This is a genomic window from Dietzia sp. 2505, from assembly GCF_040546785.1.
GTDB lineage: Bacteria > Actinomycetota > Actinomycetes > Mycobacteriales > Mycobacteriaceae > Dietzia.
Window position 1 is genome coordinate 515,331 of record NZ_JBEPON010000002.1, and the last position, 16,389, is coordinate 531,719.

14 protein-coding genes are annotated in these 16,389 nt (G+C 69.5%); 8 read left to right on the forward strand and 6 right to left on the reverse strand.

Annotated features, from left to right (window positions below; genetic code table 11):
* Positions 1-7: 7 nt before the first annotated feature.
* Positions 8-646, reverse strand: coding sequence for a TetR/AcrR family transcriptional regulator (locus ABIE38_RS06095; protein ID WP_354054486.1), 639 nt, complete (start codon positions 644-646; stop codon positions 8-10).
* Between the two features lie 134 nt (positions 647-780).
* Between ABIE38_RS06095 and ABIE38_RS06100 the strand changes: the two genes are divergently transcribed.
* The 3 genes from ABIE38_RS06100 to ABIE38_RS06110 all read left to right on the forward strand — a co-directional run bounded on the left by ABIE38_RS06100 (position 781) and on the right by ABIE38_RS06110 (position 6,919).
* The gene (locus ABIE38_RS06100) at positions 781-2,115 is read left to right on the forward strand and encodes a D-arabinono-1,4-lactone oxidase (protein ID WP_354054488.1); all 1,335 of its coding nucleotides are present in this window, start codon (positions 781-783) and stop codon (positions 2,113-2,115) included.
* Positions 2,116-2,199: 84 nt separating this feature from the next.
* Complete coding sequence (locus tag ABIE38_RS06105) at positions 2,200-2,895, forward strand: YbdD/YjiX family protein (protein WP_354054489.1); 696 nt, start codon at positions 2,200-2,202, stop codon at positions 2,893-2,895.
* A gap of 127 nt (positions 2,896-3,022) precedes the next feature.
* Positions 3,023-6,919 carry a multifunctional oxoglutarate decarboxylase/oxoglutarate dehydrogenase thiamine pyrophosphate-binding subunit/dihydrolipoyllysine-residue succinyltransferase subunit gene (locus tag ABIE38_RS06110; protein WP_354054491.1) on the forward strand — a complete coding sequence of 1,299 codons (3,897 nt, stop codon included), beginning with the start codon at positions 3,023-3,025 and terminating at the stop codon, positions 6,917-6,919.
* A gap of 171 nt (positions 6,920-7,090) precedes the next feature.
* Here the strand turns inward: ABIE38_RS06110 and ABIE38_RS06115 are convergent, their stop codons facing one another.
* Positions 7,091-8,005, reverse strand: coding sequence for a glycine betaine ABC transporter substrate-binding protein (locus ABIE38_RS06115; protein ID WP_354054493.1), 915 nt, complete (start codon positions 8,003-8,005; stop codon positions 7,091-7,093).
* 136 nt (positions 8,006-8,141) lie between these two features.
* On the opposite strand from ABIE38_RS06115, the gene ABIE38_RS06120 reads away from it, so the two are divergent.
* On the forward strand, positions 8,142-9,215 hold the full coding sequence (locus ABIE38_RS06120; protein WP_502914735.1) for a magnesium and cobalt transport protein CorA: 1,074 nt from the start codon (positions 8,142-8,144) through the stop codon (positions 9,213-9,215).
* Here ABIE38_RS06120 and ABIE38_RS06125 read toward each other — a convergent pair whose 3' ends face one another.
* The 3 genes from ABIE38_RS06125 to ABIE38_RS06135 are packed head-to-tail and all read right to left on the reverse strand — an operon-like array spanning position 9,216 to position 11,364.
* The gene (locus tag ABIE38_RS06125; protein ID WP_354054497.1) at positions 9,216-9,824 is read right to left on the reverse strand and encodes a suppressor of fused domain protein; all 609 of its coding nucleotides are present in this window, start codon (positions 9,822-9,824) and stop codon (positions 9,216-9,218) included.
* A complete protein-coding gene (locus tag ABIE38_RS06130; RefSeq protein WP_354054499.1) occupies positions 9,821-10,324 on the reverse strand; it encodes a general stress protein in 504 nt (167 codons plus the stop codon). The genes ABIE38_RS06125 and ABIE38_RS06130 overlap by 4 nt, the downstream gene beginning before the upstream one ends.
* Positions 10,324-11,364 (reverse strand): HpcH/HpaI aldolase/citrate lyase family protein, encoded by a 1,041-nt coding sequence (locus ABIE38_RS06135; RefSeq protein WP_354054501.1) that lies wholly within the window; start codon positions 11,362-11,364, stop codon positions 10,324-10,326. The genes ABIE38_RS06130 and ABIE38_RS06135 overlap by 1 nt, the downstream gene beginning before the upstream one ends.
* Before the next feature lie 69 nt (positions 11,365-11,433).
* On the opposite strand from ABIE38_RS06135, the gene ABIE38_RS06140 reads away from it, so the two are divergent.
* The 4 genes from ABIE38_RS06140 (at position 11,434) to ABIE38_RS06155 (ending at position 15,701) form a co-directional block, all read left to right on the forward strand.
* Entirely contained in the window at positions 11,434-12,771 is a 1,338-nt protein-coding gene (locus tag ABIE38_RS06140) for a magnesium transporter MgtE N-terminal domain-containing protein (RefSeq protein ID WP_354054503.1), read from the forward strand.
* Positions 12,768-13,319 carry a DUF1003 domain-containing protein gene (locus ABIE38_RS06145; protein ID WP_354054505.1) on the forward strand — a complete coding sequence of 184 codons (552 nt, stop codon included), beginning with the start codon at positions 12,768-12,770 and terminating at the stop codon, positions 13,317-13,319. The genes ABIE38_RS06140 and ABIE38_RS06145 overlap by 4 nt, the downstream gene beginning before the upstream one ends.
* Positions 13,320-13,391: 72 nt before the next feature.
* Positions 13,392-14,522 (forward strand): lytic transglycosylase domain-containing protein, encoded by a 1,131-nt coding sequence (locus ABIE38_RS06150; protein ID WP_354054506.1) that lies wholly within the window; start codon positions 13,392-13,394, stop codon positions 14,520-14,522.
* A gap of 39 nt (positions 14,523-14,561) precedes the next feature.
* Positions 14,562-15,701, forward strand: a complete 1,140-nt coding sequence (locus tag ABIE38_RS06155) for an Mrp/NBP35 family ATP-binding protein (protein ID WP_354054508.1) — start codon at positions 14,562-14,564, stop codon at positions 15,699-15,701.
* A 110-nt stretch (positions 15,702-15,811) separates the two neighbouring features.
* Here ABIE38_RS06155 and tatB read toward each other — a convergent pair whose 3' ends face one another.
* Positions 15,812-16,378 carry a Sec-independent protein translocase protein TatB gene (gene tatB / locus ABIE38_RS06160; RefSeq protein WP_354054510.1) on the reverse strand — a complete coding sequence of 189 codons (567 nt, stop codon included), beginning with the start codon at positions 16,376-16,378 and terminating at the stop codon, positions 15,812-15,814.
* Positions 16,379-16,389: the final 11 nt, after the last annotated feature.

Consider the following 16,389-nt stretch of genomic DNA (forward strand, 5'->3'; position numbering starts at 1 on the left):
CACCGGCCTACTCACCGTCGATCGGATGCGCGTCCGCCACCACGAGGTCGACCGCCCGGTGGAGCAGGGCGATCGCCTCGTCGTCGTCCCGGCAGATCTGCCAGCGCAGACCGATGCCGGCAACCGTGGCCTCCACGACACGGACCATGTCGTCGAGGCCCATTCCCCAGCGCATACCCGCGGACTGGGCGGTCCGCCCGAGCACCGAGCGGATGATCTCCTCGTTGGACTCCTGCTGGTGACGGGCTAGGCCGATCTCGGGTGTCCCGTACGTGCGAAGCGAGTAGGAGACGATCTCGTAGGTGAGGAGCTGCCGGTCGGGAGAGGCGGAGATGACGGCCCAGATGAGGTCGATGGCCTCGTACAACCTCCGTCGCAGCCCCTCTCTGCCCAGGGCGCCCGAGTCGAAGTCGACGTTGATGAACGCCCTGGCCGCCTGGTGCACCTCGGAGTTGACCGCGCCGATCACCTCGCGGAGGAGCTCTTCTTTATCCGTGTAGCAGTAATGGACGACACCGAGGGAGACGCCGGCCCGCTCCGCGACGCCGCGGACGGTCACCGCGCCCAAACCGTCATGTTCGGCGATCTCCAGGGCGGCCCGGAGGAGCTGCGCTCTGCGCTGATCGGATGGGAGGCGTCTGGTCACCCGCCCATGGTACGACGACGACCCTGCGGCCGGCGCACTTCATCCCCGGATCGCACCGGGTGCCGCCCTGCGGTCAGGTCTGTCGTCCAGGTTGGCCCCCTTCGATGTTCATGCGGGGGGTAATCTCGGCAGCCATGACGACCTCGACCACACCGTGGCAGAACTGGGCCGGAAACGTCATCGCCTCGCCGTCCGGCCGGTCCGACCCCACGACCGTCGCGGAGGTCACGGACATCGTGACCACCGCCGCGGACCGGGGCACCAGGGTCAAGTGCGTGGGCGCCGGACATTCCTTCACCCCGGCCGCGGCGACGGACGGGGTCCTGATCTCACTCGACGATCTGACCGGGATCGAGTCGATCGTCCCGACCCGCGGCCCCGACGGGCACGTCGACGGGGCGGACGTGACCGTCTGGGCGGGCACGCGACTGCACCGGCTCGGCCCCCTGCTGTGGGACCTGGGACTCGCGCAACCGAATCTCGGGGATTTCGCGGAACAGTCGCTCGCCGGCGCCGTGTCGACGGGGACCCACGGCACGGGCCGTCACGCTGTCGGCCTGCCGGCCACCGTCGTCGGTCTGCAGCTGGTCATCGCCGACGGTTCCGTCCTGAACTGTTCGCGAGAGTCGAACCCGGAGGTGTTCGAGGCGGCGCGACTCGGGATCGGTGCGATCGGGATCATCACCAAGATGACGATCCACTGTGTACCGGCGTTCGCGCTGAGCGCCGAGGAGCACCCGTGGACCCTGACCGCCGCGCTCGCCGATCTCGAGGGCTTCGCGGGCTCGGCCGACCACGCGGAGTTCTTCTGGTTCCCCCACACCGATGCCGTCACCGTCAAACGCCACACCCGTCTACCGGGCGACGCCGACCTGCGGCCGCTGGGACGGGTCCGCGAGCTCGTGGGCGACGAGTTCCTGGCCAACGAGGCGTTCGGTGCGTTGTGCCGGACGGCCGCCCGCCGGCCGTCGATGACACCTCGGATCAACCGCCTCGCCGCCCGGGCGATGTCGGCCCGCACATACACAGATCGCAGCTACCGGGTCTTCGCCTCCTCACGGCGGGTCCGCTTCCGCGAGATGGAGTACGCGGTGCCGGTGGCCGCGGCCGCGGCGGTGTTGAGGGACCTGCGCGACATGATCGACCGCTCCGGCATCGTCACGCCGTTCCCCGTCGAGGTGCGGTTCGCCGCCGCGGACGACGTCTGGATGTCGACCGCCCACCACCGGGACGTCTGCTACATCGCGGTCCACCAGTTCCACCTGATGGACCACACCGAGCTCTTCCGATCGGCCGAGGAGATCTTCCTCGCCGCGGACGGTCGACCCCACTGGGGGAAGATGCACACCCGGACCGCATCCGACCTGTCCGACACCGTGCGGCACTTCGGCGACTTCGTCTCCGTGCGGGACCGACTGGACCCGGACCGGGTCTTCGCGAACCAGTACACCGAACAGGTCCTCCCGTAGGAGGCGGGACCACGTGATCCTCCGTACCGTGGAGTGACGGACAAGGGCAGCCGACCCTGTCGTGAACACCCTCGAGGAGATCCCGTGCCAGAACGCGTCCCCGCCGACACCGACGTCTCCGGTCCGCTCGCCGGAATCGCCACAGGGGCCCTCCGGAGGGCGATACGGAGCCAGGCCGGGGCGGCGCGCGCCTACGTCCGCAAGCTCCGCGAGAACCATCCCGATGAGAGTCCCGCGCGCATCCGCGAACGGCTCGACTCCCGCTTCCTGGCCGCCGTCACCGCGTCCGGCGCCGCCGTGGGCGCCACGGCGGCCGTCCCCGGGGTGGGCACCATCATCGCGTTCGGCGCGATCGGTGCCGAGTCCCTGGTGTTCATCGAGGCCGCCGCGTTCTACACCCTGGCCGTCGCGGAGGTGCACGGCGTGGACGTGAGGGTCGGCGAGCACGAGGAACTGCTGGTGATGACTGTCATGCTCGGTGCGTCGGGCACCGCGATCCTGGCCAACGCGGTCAGCACGAGCGGCGGGGCCTCCGCCGGCGGGTCGCTCGCCGGCAGGTCGCTGGGTCTCCCGGGGCTGAAGGAGGTCAATCGCCGGATGGTGTCCCGGTTCGCCCGGAAGTTCGCGGTCAAGCGGGCGACCCTCGCCATGGGCAAGCTGGCTCCCGCGGGTATCGGCGCGGCGGTGGGAGGATGGGGCAACCGGAGGCTGGGTCGGACCGTCGTGAAGGCTGCGGCGACCACCTTCGGGACCCCTCCGGACAGCTGGCCCGCGACCTGACCCCCGTGCGCCCGGTGCACCGCATCCCCCTGTCAGGTGAGATCGGAAGGCCGAGAACGCGCGGAAGGTCTAGCCTGGGTTCATTGCGTGTGAAACCCACCACAGATCAGGAAGGCACCACAACATCGTGAGCAACACCGTCTCACAGTTCGGACAGAACCAGTGGCTCGTCGACGAGATGTACGAGCGGTTCTCCAAGGACCCGTCCTCCGTGGATAAGTCCTGGCACGAGTTCTTCGACGCGAACCCCGGGGCCGCGGCCGTCAGCGGTCGGAGTGCGTCGAACGGCTCGTCCGGTGCCGGTCCGGCTGCGGACGGGGGTGACGCACGGACTGGTGGGAAAACTAGTGGTGGCAAGACCGGTGGAGAGAAGAAGAGTGCCGGCAAGAGCGGCAAGAAGGTCTCCTCCGAGAAGTCCGGGGGCGACAACGCCACCCCCGACGCGAACACCCAGAAGACCTCGGAGCTGACCGTCGCGGACATGTCTCCCGAGTCGTCAGCCGAGGACGTGGCCGCCAAGCCCACGGCCGAGAGCTCCCCGAAGAGCAAGGCACGCGGGCGGGGTGTGCCGGCCCCCGCGCGGACGCCGAGCTCGCGTGGCAAGTCGGAGGCACCCGCCGCCAAGCGGACCACGCGGCCCGAGTACACGCCGCCCGAGGAAGCAGAGAACAAGGTCCTGCGCGGCCCGGCAGGCGCGATCGTCAAGAACATGAACGCGTCGCTGACGTTGCCCACGGCCACCTCGGTCCGTGCGATTCCGGCCAAGCTCATGATCGACAACCGCGTCGTCATCAACAACCACCTCAAGCGGACGCACGGCGGCAAGATCTCCTTCACCCACCTCATCGGGTACGCGATGGTGCAGGCGATCAAGTCCTACCCGAACATGAACAACCACTTCGAGGAGGTCGACGGCAAGCCCAACGTCGTGACCCCGAACGGGATCAACCTCGGCCTGGCCATCGACATGAAGACCAAGGCGGGGCGCACCCTGGTCGTGGCCGCCATCAGGAACTGCGAGGAACTGACCTTCCGCGGCTTCCTCGACGCCTACGAGGACATCGTCTCCCGCGCCCGCATCGGCAAGCTGACGATGGAGGACTTCTCGGGGGTCACCATCTCGCTGACGAACCCCGGTGGGATCGGCACCGTCCACTCTGTGCCGCGACTGACCGTGGGGCAGGGCACGATCCTCGGTGTCGGGGCGATGGAGTACCCGGCCGAGTTCCAGGGTGCCAGCGACGAGCAGCTGGCCAACAACGCCATCGGCAAGATCACCACCCTCACCTCGACCTACGACCACCGGATCATCCAGGGTGCGGAATCCGGGGAGTTCCTCCGCGAGATCCACCGTCTCTTGCTCGCCGACGAGTTCTACGACGAGATCTTCGACGTCCTCGGCATCCCCTACGAGCCCGTCCGGTGGCGTCAGGACATCACCGACCCGCGCGTGGACAAGGACGCCCGGGTCCTCGAGCTGATCGCGGCCTACCGCGACCGCGGCCACCTCATGGCCGATATCGACCCCCTGGACGGGAGGCACGCCAAGCGTCGCCGGACCTTCCACCCGGACCTCGACGTCAACTCCCACGAGTTGACGCTCTGGGACCTGGACCGCAAGTTCTCCGTGGGCGGGTTCGTCGGCAAGGACAAGATGCGCCTGCGCGACGTCCTGTCTGCGCTGCGCGCGGCGTACTGCCGCAAGATCGGCATCGAGTACACCCACATCCTCGAGAACGAACAACGCCAGTGGATCCAGGAACGGCTCGAGGGCGTCGACGACAAGCCGACGGTCGCCGAGCAGAAATACATCCTGTCCAAGGTCAACGCGGCGGAGGCGTTCGAGACCTTCCTGCAGACCAAGTACGTCGGCCAGAAGCGCTTCTCACTGGAGGGCGCCGAGTCGGTCATCCCGATGATGGATGCGGTCATCGACGAGGCCGCCGAGTTCGCGCTCGACGAGGTCGTGATCGGCATGCCGCACCGCGGCCGCCTGAACGTCCTGGCCAACATCGTGGGCAAGCCCTACCGGCAGATCTTCACCGAGTTCGAGGGCAACATGGACCCCTCTGCCGCCCACGGCTCGGGTGACGTCAAGTACCACCTCGGCGCCGAGGGCATCCAGTACCAGATGTTCGGGGAGAACGAGATCAAGGTCTCGCTCACCGCCAATCCGTCACACCTCGAGGCCGTCGACCCCGTCCTGGAGGGGATCGTGCGGGCCAAGCAGGATCTCATCGAGGACCCGGAGTGGCGTGCCGAGTACCCGGTCGTCCCACTCATGCTCCACGGCGACGCGGCGTTCGCGGGCCAGGGGGTGGTGGCGGAGACGCTCAACCTGTCACAGATCGACGGTTACCGCACCGGCGGGACGATCCACATCGTCGTCAACAACCAGATCGGATTCACCACCGCCCCCGAGGCCGGTCGGTCCAGCCAGTACTCCACGGACGTCGCCAAGATGATCGGCGCCCCGATCTTCCACGTCAACGGTGACGACCCGGAGGCGTGTGTGCGGGTGGCGCGGCTGGCGATGGACTTCCGCCAGCAGTTCAAGAAGGACGTGGTGATCGACCTCGTCTGCTACCGCCGCCGCGGTCACAACGAGGCCGACGACCCGTCGATGACGCAGCCCCGGATGTACGAGGTGATCGACGGCAAGAAGAGCGTCCGCCAGTCCTACACCGACGATCTCGTCGGTCGCGGTGACATCACCGAGAAGGAGGCCGAGAACGCCCTGCGCGACTTCCAGGGCCAGCTCGAGCGGGTCTTCAACGAGGTCCGCGAACTCGAGAAGCACCCGGTCAAGGCATCCGAGTCGATCCTGCCGAACCAGCCGCTGCCCAAGCGTCTGGTGACCGCGGTCGACGAGTCGGTCATCCACGCGATCGGCGACGCCTTCGGCAACCTGCCCGAGGACTTCCACATCCACTCGCGTGTCAAGCCGGTCTACGAGGCGCGCCAGAAGATGGCCTACAACGGGAACATCGACTGGGCGTTCGCCGAATTGCTGGCGATCGGTTCGCTCGTCATGGAGGGCCGGACCGTTCGCCTGGCCGGCCAGGACTCGCAGCGTGGCACCTTCACGCAGCGGCACGTGGTGGTGGTCGACAAGACCACCGCCGAGCCCTACTCGCCGCTGCAGAACCTCGACGAGGCCGACGGCCGGTTCGAGGTGTGGAACTCCGCGCTCACCGAGTACGCCGGTGTCGGGTTCGAGTACGGCTACTCCGTGGGCGACCCGGAGGCGCTGGTCCTGTGGGAGGCGCAGTTCGGCGACTTCGTCAACGGTGCCCAGACCATCATCGACGAGTACATCTCCTCTGGTGAGGCCAAGTGGGGTCAGAAGTCCTCGGTCACCCTGCTCCTGCCGCACGGCCACGAGGGCATGGGCCCGGACCACACCTCGGGCCGCATGGAGCGGTTCTTGCAGTTGTGCGCCGAGGGGTCGATGACGGTCGCCCAACCGTCGACCCCGGCGAACTACTTCCACCTCATGCGCCGCCACGCCACCGACGGCATCAAGCGCCCCCAGATCGTCTTCACCCCCAAGTCGATGCTGCGGAACAAGAAGGCCGTCAGCGCCCTCGCGGACTTCACCTCGGGCAAGTTCCGCTCGGTGCTCGACGATCCCACCTTCGTCGACGGTGGCAAGGACCCGGAGAAGGTCAAGACCATGCTCCTGGTCTCGGGCAAGCTCTATTACGAGTTGGCGGCCCGACAGGAGAAGGAAGGTCACGACGACGTCGCGATCGTCCGGCTCGAGCAGATCCACCCGATCCCGTTCCGTCGTCTCCGCGAGGCACTCAGCCACTACCCGAACCTCACCGAGGTCCGATGGGTGCAGGAGGAGCCGGCCAACCAGGGCGCATGGAGCTTCCTCGCACTCAACCTGCCGGAGGTCATCCCGGAGTTCCCGCCGCTCAAGCGGGTCTCTCGACGGGCCATGGCCGCCACGTCGACCGGCCTGAGCAAGGTCCACGCGGTCGAGCAAAAGGCACTCGTGGACGAGGCGTTCTCCTGATCACGGCCACGGGGTAGGCGCGGGCTTCCGCGCCCCCCGGTCCGATCGTCCGAATCCGCTACCCCACCGCAGGATCCGGTACCCGATTCGGGTAGCGGATCCGACCAGGGGTGGCGGATTCGTGCGTCGGGGCGGGATTCGTGCGTCCGGGCCGGATCCGTGCGTCGGGGCTCAGTAGTCGTGCGAGTCGAGCCAGTAGTTGGCGAGATCGGTGGGGGTGGAGGTGCCGAACTCCACCCCGAGCAGCAGTTCCCTCACGTCCTCCGTGGTCAGCTCACCGCTGATCCGGTTGACCAGCGCGAGTTGGTCCTCCGATAGTGAGCCCTTGCGGAACACCGGGACGACGTGTTGGGCCAGGATCGCGTCCTCGTCGTCGTCCAGCGGCACCATGTCGTCGGGATGCAGGACCGGGTCGGTCGACTGGACCAACCCCACGCCGATCTCACCTGCCCGCAGTGCCTCGAACACCGCGCGCGGGTTCGGGCCCAGCGCCACCCTCCGCCCGAACCCGCAGTCGTAGGTACCACCCACCGCGGTGGCGAGCTCGCGGTCCGCGAGCGCCTCCTGGCGTGCGCCCAGCGTGAACTCCCCGCACCGTCCGGCGAGGTCGGACATGGTCCGCAGACCGCGCGTCTCCGACGTGTGCCGGGTCACCACGTAGACGGGGGCGTCCTCGGCGGCAGCCGGGTCGGCCGCGGTGACCCCCTCGGGGAGGGCGGCCATCATCGCGGTGTACACCTCGTCCGACTCGACGACGGTGGAGCCCGGATCGAACGCGCGGAGCAACTCCCCGGTGAACCCGATGGTGAACGTGGCGTCTCCCGCCGTCACCGACTCGAGGACCTCGTCCTGGTCTCCGGACTGTGGACGCAACGTGACCCGGGAGCCCGATCTCAACAGGGCGTTGCCGTAGATGTGGCCGATGACCTCGGCCTCACCGAAGGATGCGGTCTCGATCACCACGACCGGATCGGACTCGTGGGCGGGGACGATCGTCGACTGCGCCTGGCATCCGGTCAGTGCCACCACCGCAGCCCCGGCGATCGCCAGCGCCCGCACCCCGGCCCGGTCCCCCGTCCGCCGCACACGACCACGTCCTTCCTCACCACGTCCGCACCCGGTCGTGCGACACCTGTCCGCCAGTCTCCCAGCAGAACCTTAACGCCCATCGTGCCGAGGCCCGGCGCCGGATAGTGTCGTGGTGACGAGTGAGGGGGCGCTGGTGCCGAGTATCCGAGGACGGCGGGGCGAGACGGCCACCCCCTTTCCGCCACACACCCGGTTGACCGTTCCCACCGAGCGCGCGGAGGTCGACTGCGGCGTCTACGTCGACGGCGTCCGTGTCCAGGGGCGCTTCACCCACCGGGCCGCGATCCGGCACGTACGCGAGACCGGACGGGGTTTCGTGTGGGTCGGCCTCCACGCCCCGGACGCCCGCCAGATGGAGGCGCTGGCGAGGGAGTTCGGTCTCCACGAGCTGATCTCCGAGGACGCCACCAGCGGACGTCAGCGGCCCAAACTGGAGGCCTACGACGACTCCCTGGTTCTCAACATGTCGACGGTCAGATACCTCGAGCACGAGTCGATCACCGAGACCGACGACATCGTCTCCACCGGGGAGGTGATGGTGGTCCTGGGCCGCGATTTCGTGGTGACCGTCCGTCACGGGGACTTCACCGGTCTCGCCGACATCCGCGCGGAGCTCGAGGACGCGCCCGAGAGGCTGCTCCGGGGGCCGTCGACGGTGATGCACGCCGTGGCCGACCGCGTGGTGGACAGCTACCTCGAGGTGGCCGAGGGGATGAGTGGGGACGTCGACGACCTGGAGACCGCGGTCTTCGCCCCACGCACACGTGTCGACATCGAACAGATCTACCTGCTCAAACGTGAGCTGCTTGAGCTCAAGCACGACATCGCTCCCCTGGCCCTCCCATTGAGGCGCCTGGCGGTCGAGCACCTCGACCTGATCCCCGCCGAGATCCGGCACTACTTCCGCGACGTCCACGACCACCACAGCCAGGTCACCGCGGAGGTCACGACCCTCGACGAGCAGATCACCTCATTGGTCAACGCGGCTATGGCGATGATCGGGGTGCAGCAGAACACCGACATGCGGCGGATCTCCGCGTGGGTGGCGATCGCGGTCGTGCCCACGATGATCGCCGGGATCTACGGCATGAACTTCACCAACATGCCCGAACTGCGTTCCGAGCACGGCTACTACCTGGTGCTCGGGGTCATGCTCGCCGCCTGCACCGGGCTGTTCCTGCTCTTCCGCAGGAACCGCTGGCTGTAGTCAGCGGGTCAGACCCGGATTCACCGCGCGGCGCGCCGGATCGGTCACGTCGATCCCGGCCTCGGCCCACGCGTCTTCCAGCTCCCCCGCGCCCTTGAGCCGGACCCAGGCCGCCTCGGTGTGCGTCACCGGGACCGCTCGGAAGATCCGCACCGATGCGGCCTCACCGCCCAACTCGACGTCAGGGATCTCCGGCGCACGGAGCACGACGGCGGTGAACGCCGCGCCCGGCCACAGTGGCTCCCCGAGGTCGATGAGAGCGCCCTCCGACAGCACCAGGCCCTCCACCGCCGGGGCGGCCGCGAGCACGGCGAGGGCTCGGACGAGCCCGTCCACACCACCTCGCAACGCCAGGGAGAGCTCGGCCCGCGGCGCGGTCGGGTCGGGGACGAGCGCGGACGGATCCCCCATCGGGTCGGCCGAGCATCCCAGCGAGGCGTATCGCACCAGTCCCGACTCGATGTCCACGAAGCGCAGGACCCGGATCGGTGCCGCCCCCAGGAAGGTCACCGACGCCTCCTGCGGCTCGGGGCCGAGATGCGCGATGAGATGCTCGCGGACCGCTGTCAGGACGGACGACGCATCGGAGCGGCCTCCCGGGAGCGTCACTTGAGGCCGAGGCGTGCGAGTTCGTCGCGGACCTTCTCGGCGTTCGCGGGCTCGCACAGGATGTCGTACCGTCCGGCGACCAGCTGAGAGGTCGATGCGAAGTCGCGCTTTCCCCGTGTCGCGGCGTAGGACAGGGAGGCGGAGACCACACCGAACACCGAACCACCGATCAGTCCGGTGAGGACGACTCCCCACATCGGTTGGGTGAAGATGCCGACCAGCAGGCCCACGAACAGGCCGAGCCACGCGCCGGTCGCCAGTCCGCCGAGCAGGATCTTGGGCCAGGTCAGCCGGCCGGTGACACGTTCGACCTGCATGAGGTCCACGCCCACGATCGTCACCTCGTGGACGGGGAACTCCTCGTCCGCGAGGTGGTCCACGGCCGCCTGGGCCTGCGCGTAGGTGGGGTAGGAACCCACGACCCACCCGGTGGGGGGCGTGGGCAACCCGGGCGTCTGCCCGCGCCCACGCCGGCCGGTCGGTGAAACCGGAGTGGTCATCACATCGATCCTTCCGTCGCCGACCCGTTCGGATCGGTCTCTCGGGCGGCCGTCGTCGTCATCCCCGCTGCCCGTCCCCGTGCGGAGACGACCAGCGCCATCTTACGGCTGGCCTCGTCGAGCATCTCGTCGCCGAACATCACCGCGCCACGGGCCCCGCCCTCCTCTGACGTCGAGTGGGCGTAGGCGGCGAGGATCCCCTCCGCCTTGTCGAACTCGTCCTGACGCGGGCTGAACACCTCGTTTCCCGCGTCCACCTGGGCGGGATGCAGGACCCACTTGCCGTCGAAGCCCAGTGCCGCGGTGCGGGCCGCCGCCCTGCGGAAGCCCTCCACGTCCCGCACCTTGAGGAACGGCCCGTCGATCGCCTGGAGCCCGTGCGCCCGGGCGGAGACGAGGATACTCAGCAGAACGTGGTGGTAGGCGTCGCCCGGCGCGTACCCCTCCGGCTGCTCCCCGACGGTGAGGGTGCGCATGCCGATCGAGGCCATGAAGTCCGCGGGACCGAACACCAGCGTGAGGACCCGCGCGCTCGCGGCGGCGATCTCGTCGATGTTGGTGAGCCCGAGCGCGTCCTCGATCTGGGGCTCGATACCGATGTGCCCGACCGGCAGTCCCGCCGCCTTCTCCACCTGGGTGAGCACCAGATCGAGTGCCCGGACCTCTGCACCCGACCGCGCCTTGGGCAGGAGGAGCGCGTCGACGTGGGCGCCCGCCCTGCCGACAACCTCCGTGACGTCCCGGACGGTGTACTCGGTGTCCCAGGCGTTCACCCTCACCACGACGGTCGGAGCGGCGAAGTCACCGCTGGTGAGTGCGTCGACGACGTTCTCGCGCGCCTGCTCCTTGGCCGGGCCCGCCACGGCGTCCTCGAGGTCGAGGAACACCTCGTCCACCGGCAACCCGCGGGCCTTGTCGATCATCTTGACGCTGCTGCCGGGGACGGCCAGGACCGTACGCCGGGGGCGGGCGCGGAGTCCGGCGATCGTCGCCGCGGCGGACTCCGACGGTGCGGGCTCCGTGTGCTGGGCGGGGGTCATCTGCGGGCACTCCCTCCGGTCCGGTGCGGGCGGGGCGTGATGCACCACCCGGTGACTAGCCTGGTCCGCATGGCGAACCTCAACAAGGCTTTCGTCGCCAGGCTAGCCGGACTGCCGGTGATCGGCCCTGACGGGGACGACATCGGGCGGATCCGCGACGTCGTGGTGACGATGCGCGCCCGGCACAAGCAACCCCGGGTCCTCGGACTCGTGGTGGAACTGCCCACCCGGCGGCGGATCTTCGTGCCGATGCTCAGGGTCGCCTCGGTCGAACCCCGGTCGGTCGCGCTGATCTCCGGAACGATCAACCTGCACCGGTTCCAGGCCAGGTCCGGTGAGAACCTCGTGCTCGGGTCCCTGGTGGACTCGATCGTGGGGGTCGATCCGGAGCGCGGAGCACCCGGCTCCACGATCGGCCCCACAGCTGTCCCGGCGACCGGCACCGCGGTGACGTCGCGCTACCAGGTCGTCGACGTGGAGATCGAGCGGCAGCGCACCCGCGACTGGCTCGTCTCCAGGCTGGCCGTCCGGGCCCGCCGGGGGCGCGGCCCCCTCGGCCGTCGGGGGCCGGTGTCGATCCAGCCCTGGAGTCGGATCGAGGGGTTCGACGACGACGCCATCGGCACCCCGGAGCACGGAGCCGAGAGCCTGGTCGAGCACTACGCCGATCTCCGTCCCGCCGACGTCGCGCACGCCCTGCGTGAACTCCCCGAGGTGCGTCGGCTCGAGGTGGCCCGCACCCTCGACGACGAACGACTCGCGGACATCCTCCAGGAGCTCCCCCACGACGAGCAGACCGAGATCGTGACCCGGCTCGAACTCGAACGGGCCGCGGACGTCCTCGAGGCGATGGACCCGGACGACGCGGCGGACCTGCTGGGCGAGATGCCGGAGAAGGACGCCGAGTCCTTCCTCGAACTCATGCATCCGGACGGCTCCGCTCCCGTGCGGCGCCTGTTGACGTTCGACGCGGACACCGCCGGCGGGCTCATGACGCCGGAACCCATCATCCTGTCCCCCCAGACGACCGTCGCGGAAGCCCTGGCCCACTGCCGCAATCCCGACCTGAGCCCGGCGCTGGCGAGCCTCGTCTTCGTGGTCCGACCCCCCACGGCCACCCCGACGGGCAAGTACCTCGGATGCGTCCACATCCAGGCGCTGCTCAGGGAGTTGCCGTCGACGATGGTCGCCGAGACCGTGGACACCAGCCTGTCCAGCCTGCGTCCCACCGACTCGGTGGACTCGGTGACGAGGTTCTTCGCCACCTATAACCTAGTGTGTGGTCCCGTCGTGGACGACGAGGGCCATCTCCTGGGGGCGGTCGCGGTGGACGACCTCCTCGACCACCTGCTCCCCGAGGACTGGCGTGACATGGACCTCCACGACCACAGGGAGGTACGTCGGTGACCGAACCGGGCACACGCTCCGCGCTCTCCACACCCGTCACCTCTCGGCGGCCCCGCATCAGCGTCGACCCGGACGCCGTGGGCCGGTACAGCGAGTCCATCGCCCGGTTCTTCGGGACCGGCCACTACCTGCTGATCCAGACGATCCTCGTGATCGTCTGGATCCTCGTCAACGTCACGGTCGTGGCGCTGCGGTTCGACCCGTATCCGTTCATCCTCCTCAACCTCGCGTTCTCCACCCAGGCCGCCTACGCCGCACCCCTCATCCTGCTCGCCCAGAACCGCCAGGAGGACCGCGACAAGGAGTCGATCGCGGAGGACCGCCTACGGGCCACCCAGACCAAGGCGGACACCGAGTTCCTGGCCCGGGAGCTGGCCTCCGTCCGGCTCTCGGTGGGTGAGACGGTCACCCGCGACTACCTCCGCCGGGAGCTCGACGACCTCCGGGACTCGGTCGAGCGCATTGAATCCCTGCTCGCGAACCAGAGTTGTGACGGTGGTAACACCGAACGCCGCAAAAGCGATTCAGACACCAGGGGCCGGAGGTAGCGTCGACCAGCACGGCAGCGATGTCGCGACGCACTCCGCTCGCGACACCGTCCGGACGTTGTAGGGGGAACTTTGCGCAAGATCGCGCACAACACTGATCGACGGGCACTGACCAGCGCCGCGGTCGCCGCGGGCGTGATCGGCGTGCTCACGGCCGTGAGTCTGACGATGGACCACAGTCGGCCCACCGGGGCCTCGGGCATCGTCCAAGCGGCCGAGACCGCCACCCAGGATCCGACGACGACCCGATCGACTGCCGCCACGCCGTCCTCCGAGACCCCACCGCCGAGCGACGTCCACGACCCCGGCGCCGCACACATCGAGCCGGCGACGATCCCGGACGGCCCCCTCGGGATCCCCGGCATCGCCCTTGACGCCTACCACCGCGCCACCGACCGCCTCAACATCGAGAATCCCGCGTGCGAGATGGACTGGACACTCCTCGCGGGTATCGGCCAGGTCGAGTCCAACCAGGGTCGTGGACGCTTCGACGCGCAGGGCAACACCATCGGCCGCATCCTCGGGCCCCGACTCGACGGATCCCTGCCCGGCACCGCCGTCATCACCGACACCGACGGTGGGCGGTTCGACGGCGACACGGAGTTCGACCGGGCGGTCGGCCCCGTGCAGTTCATCCCCTCCACCTGGGCAGTGCTGGGTCGGGACGGCAACGGCGACGGCGTGGCCGACCCCAACAACATCTACGACGGTGCACTCGCGGCCGCGACCCTGCTGTGTGGACAGGGCGGTTCGATGGGTGACCCCGCGGCCCGCACCCGGGCGATCCTCGCCTACAACAACTCGCTCGCGTACGTGGCCAACGTCAACGCCTGGGCGCATGGGTACGCCGTCAACTCCTACCCGTTGCCGTCGGACCTGCCGGAGATCCACAAGCCCAAGCCGATCGTGGAACCCCCCGTGACACCCGAACGTTGTCCGGAGGGCTGGGAGGGTCGGCCCACCGCGGCATCCGAGCCCAGCCGACCCGGCGAGCCCGCCGCCCCGGTGCCCGGATGTACCGAGGTGACCCCACCGCCGGCTCCCCCCGCAGAACCCACGCCGCCGCCTCCGTCCCCGTCGCCGGAGAACGCGCCGGCACCTCGTCCGCCTGCGCCGCCGGCCCAGGTCGCGCCGGCCCCGCCCGGGCTGCCGGTGTTCGAACTCCCCTGTATCGCACCATTCTGCGTGCCGCCGCCTGCCTGAATCGCCCGCCCGGACCCCGACGCCTAGACTCGGGGCATCATGAGTGCACCCAGCGAAGAATCGATCCGCGCCGCCCTGGCCAAGGTCGACGACCCGGAGATCAGAAAGCCGCTCACGGAGCTCGGCATGATCAAGGGCGTCGACATCGACGAGGGGTCCGGCCGGGTCGAGATAGGCATCTACCTGACGGTGGCCACCTGCCCGATGCGGGACACGATCACCGACCGGGTCCGCTCCGCGGTCTCGGACGTCGCCGGTGTGGGCGAGGTCGTTGTCGAACTCGACGTGATGAACGACGAGCAGCGCACGGAGCTGCGCAAGCATCTCCGTGGCGACGCGGCCGAACCCGTCATCCCGTTCGCCCAGCCGGGGAACCTCACCCGGGTGTACGCGGTCGCTTCGGGCAAGGGGGGCGTGGGCAAGTCCACCGCCACCGTCAACCTCGCGACGGCGCTCGCGTCCCGTGGACTGTCCGTGGGCGTTCTCGACGCGGACATCTACGGCCACTCGATTCCCCGCATGCTGGGCACCGATGCCCGGCCCACCCAGGTCGAGCAGATGATCCTGCCGCCGGTCGCGCACGACGTCAAGGTCATCTCGATCGCCCAGTTCACCAAGGGGAACACCCCGGTGGTGTGGCGTGGCCCCATGCTGCACCGCGCCCTCCAGCAGTTTCTGGCCGACGTGTACTGGGGCGACCTCGACGTGCTGCTGATGGACCTGCCGCCGGGGACGGGAGACGTCGCCATCTCGATCGCCCAGCTCATCCCGTCGGCGGAGATCCTCGTGGTGACCACACCGCAGCAGGCCGCCGCCGAGGTGGCCGAGCGGGCGGGTTCGATCGCCCTCCAGACCCGTCAGCGGATCGCGGGCGTCATCGAGAACATGTCGTGGCTAGAACTCCCCGACGGCACCCGAATGGACGTCTTCGGCACCGGCGGTGGAGCCGAGGTCGCGGCGAACCTGTCCCGTTCGGTGGGGGCGCCGGTGCGCCTCCTCGGTCAGGTGCCGCTCGAGCAGGCCGTCCGGGAGCACGGCGACGAGGGCACCCCGATAGTGCTGGCGGAGCCGGATTCGCCGTCCGGCCGGGCGTACAGGGAGATCGCGGACGGCCTCGCCGTCCGGCCGCGCGGACTGGCGGGGATGAACCTCGGGATCGACACCACGCGCCACCTCTGACCGCCACCCCTGACCGCCGGATCTCGGAGCGGCTCCCGCGTCCTCACCGGGACTGCGGGCGTCCTCGCCGGGACTGCGGCCGCCACATCAGCGCGACGGGACGCGGCCTCTCAGGTGGCGTCCGTGTCCCAGGTCGGAGCGGTGCCCGGCATCGGCTGGGTGGGTGCGGTCGGAGAGGCCGGCCCGGCCGCCTGTGGCCCGGCCGCCTGGGGCCCGGCCGGCTGTGGCCCGCCCGCCTGTGGCCCGGCCGGCTGTGGCCCGCCCGCCTGTGGCCCGGCCGCCTGGGGCCCGGCCGGCTGTGGCCCGCCCGCCTGTGGCCCGGCCGCCTGGGGCCCGGCCGCCTGGGGCCCCGTCGATCGTGGTCGTCCCGCGGGCGCGGCCGCGCCGAAGTCCCCCGTGAACAAGGAGTCGTCGCCGTCAAGGAGGTGCTTGGTCACCATCGCGCGGGGGCTCATGCCCCTCAGGTCGCTCAGCTGTTTGAGCGGCTCGCGGAACTCCTCGAAGTCGGCCCCGTAGTCGTCACGGAGCTGCTGTTGGGCGGTCCCCGCGAAGTCCTTGACCTTGCGGATCGCCGAGGCGAGCCAGCGGGCGGCCTCGGGTAGGCGCTCGGGCCCCAGGACCACGAGCGCGATCACGCCGAGCACCAGCAGCTCGGACCACCCCACGTTAGTGAACATCGCCTCCGAGG